Origin of the sequence: Streptomyces sp. SBT349 (assembly GCF_001083795.1) — a bacterium.
Taxonomy (GTDB): domain Bacteria; phylum Actinomycetota; class Actinomycetes; order Streptomycetales; family Streptomycetaceae; genus Streptomyces.
In genome coordinates, this window is record NZ_LAVK01000598.1 from 1 (window position 1) to 3,264 (window position 3,264).

The following is a 3,264-nucleotide window of genomic DNA, read 5'->3' on the forward strand; positions in this document are numbered from 1 at the left end:
GGGTGGAGCAGGCCATCGAGCAGTGGCGGGCTTCCAGTAGTAGTGACGGTGGGGTGTGGGTGTCGGGGGTGAATGGTCCGGCCTCGGTGGTGGTGGCCGGGGAGCCGGGCGCGGTCGAGGACCTGACGGCGGTTCTGGAAACGGACGGGGTGCGGTGTCGGCGGCTGGAGGTGTCCCGGGCGTTCCACACCCCGCTGGTGGAGCCGATGCTGGAGGCGTTCGCGGAGGAGATCGCCGGTGTCACCCACCGGCCGGGCCGTATCCCGGTGATCTCGGGCGTGACCGGCGAGATCATGCAGGAACAGCAGTGGGGTGCAAGCTACTGGGTGGAGCAGGCGCGGTGTGCGGTGCGGTTCGACCGGGTCGCGGGCTGGCTGGTTGAGCATGGGGTGGGCAAGGTCATCGAGATCGGGCCGCGGGGTGTGCTGACGGCCATGGTCCGGGAGACGGCTCCCGATCCGGCCGTGATGGCGGTCATCCCCAGCACCCGCACCCGACACCCCGAGGCAGAGGCGTTCACCACCGCCCTGGCACAGGCCTACGTCGCGGGGGTCCAGCCGGACTGGAACGCCGTCTTCGCCGGGAGCGGCGCCCGCCGCATCGACCTACCCACCTACGCCTTCCAACACCAACGCTACTGGCTGGACGAGAGCGCGGCAGAACCCCGGCACCGGGCGACGCATGCCACCGCTCCTCAACGCGCTGCCGCAGGAGGCACCGAGCCAGCAGCACCGTCCTCGCGTCGCCGTGAAGAGCTCGAAGGGCTCTCGGAAGCCGAACAACTGCGCGCAGCGTTGAGTTGGATCGGCAGTTGCGCGGCAGGTGTGCTCGGCCTTGGCTCGCCGAACGACGTTGAGGCCTCGCGCACGTGGCGGGACCTCGGGTTCGACTCGTTGATGTCCGTAGAACTCCGCACCAGTCTGGCCACTTTCACGGACCTTCCGCTGTCGGCCACCCTCCTGTTCGACTTCCCGACCCCCACGGCTCTGGCTGAGCACATCCGCGCCGAGGCGCTGGGTCTCGCAGACGCGACCGGAGAGATGGAACCGTCCACAGGGCGGGCGGACGAACCGATCGCCATCGTCTCCATGGCCTGCCGATATCCGGGTGGCATTGGTTCACCCGAAGACCTCTGGCAGCTCGTCCGTGAGGGGGGCGATGCCGTCTCCGGCTTCCCCTCCGACCGTGGCTGGGACATCGACCGCCTCTACGACGCCGACCCCGACAGCTCTGGCACGAGCTACACCCGACACGGAGGATTCCTCTACGACGCCGGGGGCTTCGACCCGGAGCTGTTCGGCATCAGCCCGCGTGAGGCGCTGGCGATGGATCCACAGCAGCGGCTGCTGCTGGAGACCGCTTGGGAGGCGTTCGAACGCGCGGGCATCGATCCCACCTCGCTGAGCGGGACGCAGGCAGGCGTCTTCATCGGCGCGGTGGAACAGGACTACGGCGCACGCCTGCACGAAGGCTCGGAGGACTCCGAAGGTTTCGTGCTCACCGGCCGCACCAACAGCGTTGCCTCGGGCCGTGTGGCGTATGCCTTCGGCCTGGAAGGTGCGGCGGTCACGGTGGATACGGCGTGTTCGTCGTCGTTGGTGGCGTTGCATCTGGCGGTGCAGGCGTTGCGGAGTGGTGAGTGTTCGATGGCGCTGGCGGGCGGCGTCACTGTCATGGCGACCCCTGGCATGTTCGTCGAGTTCAGTCGGCAGCGGGGCCTGGCGCCGGATGGGCGATGCAAGGCATTTTCGGCGGCTGCCGATGGGACGGGGTGGTCCGAGGGTGTGGGTGTGCTGCTGGTGGAGCGGCTGTCGGATGCCCGGCGGAACGGTCATGAGGTGCTGGCGGTGGTGCGGGGTACCGCTACGAATCAGGATGGTGCGTCGAATGGTTTGACGGCGCCGAATGGTCCGTCGCAGCAGCGGGTGATCCGGCAGGCGCTTGCCAATGCTGGCCTCGCGCCGGGTGATGTGGATGCGGTGGAGGCGCACGGTACGGGGACGTCGCTGGGTGATCCGATCGAGGCGCAGGCGTTGCTGGCGACGTACGGTCAGGATCGGGCGGACGGTGGGCCGTTGTGGCTGGGGTCCATCAAGTCGAACATCGGGCATGCGCAGGCGGCTGCGGGTGTGGCGGGTGTGATCAAGATGGTGATGGCGATGCGCCATGGCCTGCTGCCCAAGACCCTGCATGCCGAGGAGCCCTCGCCGCACATCGANTCGTAAGGCGCTTGCCAATGCGGGGCTTTCGACGGCGGATGTGGATGTGGTGGAGGGGCATGGGACGGGGACGGTTCTGGGTGATCCGATCGAGGCGCAGGCGCTGATCGCCACGTACGGGCAGGGCCGGCCCGAGGACCGGCCGGTGTGGCTGGGGTCGTTGAAGTCGAACATCGGTCATACCCAGGCGGCGGCGGGTGTGGCTGGTGTGATCAAGATGGTGCAGGCGCTGCGGCACGGCGTGATGCCGGCGACGCTGCATGTCGATGTCCCGTCGGCGAAGGTGGACTGGACGGCGGGTGCGGTCGAGCTGCTGACCGAGTCCCGGGAGTGGCCCGACACCGGCCGGCCCCGCCGTGCTGGTGTGTCGTCCTTCGGTGTCAGTGGGACGAATGCGCACCTGATCCTGGAGCAGGCCCCGCAAGACCGGCCCGTGACGCCGGTGGAGTCTGTGTCTGAGTCGATGGTGGACGTCGGCGATGGTGTGGTGCCGTTGGTCGTGTCCGCCGCCTCGGCGGGATCCCTGGTGGGGCAGGCGGAGCGGTTGGTGTCGTTCGTCGCGGAGAACGCGGGCACGCTGCCGGACGTGGCCGCGGCGTTGGTTGCTCGGCGGGCGGTGTTGTCTGAGCGTGCGGTGGTGGTGGGTTCGCGTGCTGAGGCGTTGGCGGGGCTTGGTGCGTTGGCGCGGGGTGAGTCTCATCGTGGTGTGGTGACTGGCGGGTTGTCGTCGGCCGTGGGTGCGGGGCGGACGGTTTTGGTGTTTCCGGGGCAGGGTTCGCAGTGGGCCGGTATGGGGCGTGAATTGCTGGATTCTTCGCCGGTGTTCGCGGAGCGGGTGGGGGAGTGTGCGGTGGCGTTGGAGCGGTGGGTGGATTGGTCGTTGGTGGATGTGTTGCGGGGGGATGTTCCGGCTGCGCTGTTGGAGCGTGTGGATGTGGTGCAGCCTGCGAGTTTTGCGGTGATGGTGGGTCTGGCTGCGGTGTGGTCGTCGGTGGGTGTGGTGGCGGATGCGGTGGTGGGTCATTCGCAGGGTGAGATCGCGGCT

Annotated in this window: 1 protein-coding gene and 1 pseudogene; both read left to right on the plus strand. The window is 68.6% G+C overall.

What is annotated here, in order from left to right; translation table 11 throughout:
* The coding region (locus ADY01_RS40100; protein ID WP_049580877.1) for a type I polyketide synthase at window positions 1–2,218 on the plus strand (2,218 nt) is incomplete at both ends.
* 1 nt (window position 2,219) lies between these two features.
* Window positions 2,220–3,264: pseudogene (locus ADY01_RS38760) on the plus strand (acyltransferase domain-containing protein); the annotation flags it as partial.